Annotated in this window: 1 pseudogene; it reads right to left on the reverse strand. The window is 57.0% G+C overall.

Features of this window, described 5'->3' with window-relative positions:
* Nucleotides 1-11: 11 nt before the first annotated feature.
* Nucleotides 12-533, reverse strand: a pseudogene (locus tag DQG13_RS31105) (ISNCY family transposase); the annotation flags it as partial.

The following is a 533-nucleotide window of genomic DNA, read 5'->3' on the forward strand; positions in this document are numbered from 1 at the left end:
ATTGAGGCCGCCTACCAGGAGGCCTCGGCGTAGCTGTTGTGCTGTGAATAAGTCGCATCTTGGAAAGCGCTCTTCGATGTGGTACGCTTATTCTTGGTTGGGGTCACCGCGGTTTTCCACGGATGACTGTCGGCGGGTTTGCGTGGCTGCGCAGAGCCCGCTTTTTCTTTTGGCGTTGTTGCGGAATGGCGCCTAGATCGCTCCGTTGCTTGGAGCGCATGCGCTTGTCCTTGAAGCCACAGCAGCACCTCGCCAGCCAGTGTCTCGCGCACCTCGATGGTCATCTTTGCGCTCAAGCGCATACCAGACGGCTTGGCGAGGGTGTAGATGATCCCGTTGTAGCTGAACGTATTCCCGGATCCGAGCTGTCGGAACTCACGCTTGGTAAAAACATGTTCCAGATTAACGGCAGGATCCAGTGGCACGTACGCGGACTCGGCATTGCGCGGTTCTACGGTGAACTGTTCATTGTGTTTCTCAAGGAGCTTCGGCAGCGCTGCATTGGCCTCGTCAATGGACTTCACGGCGAGCAG

This window comes from Paenibacillus sp. YN15 (assembly GCF_003285005.1).
Lineage (GTDB): Bacteria > Bacillota > Bacilli > Paenibacillales > NBRC-103111 > Paenibacillus_AR.